This window comes from Parendozoicomonas verongulae (assembly GCF_009711465.1).
Lineage (GTDB): Bacteria > Pseudomonadota > Gammaproteobacteria > Pseudomonadales > Endozoicomonadaceae > Sansalvadorimonas > Sansalvadorimonas verongulae.
The window spans coordinates 801-1,013 of sequence record NZ_SMME01000516.1; the positions used below are offsets into that span (position 1 = coordinate 801).

1 protein-coding gene is annotated in these 213 nt (G+C 48.8%); it reads left to right on the forward strand.

From position 1 onward, the window contains the following. The coding region (locus tag E1189_RS24645) for a hypothetical protein (RefSeq protein WP_230459934.1) at positions 1-201 on the forward strand (201 nt) is incomplete at its 5' end. Between the last annotated feature and the right edge of the window lie 12 nt (positions 202-213).

Sequence of the window (213 nt, forward strand, 5' to 3'; positions counted from 1 at the left end):
CCGCTTGTGAACGATGAGATGAGTAGATTGGTTGAAAGACCGGTTGCATCCGTCCTGATTACAGACAAAGGGTCTTTCCCCTGTATGGGTGCGCTTGTGTCTTGTAAGGTTACTGGAATAGTTGAAAGACCGATTGCACCCGTCATGATCACAGATAAAGAGTCTGCCTGTTGTGTGGGTTCCTGGCATGTTCCTCCCTGATATGTTCGTGGG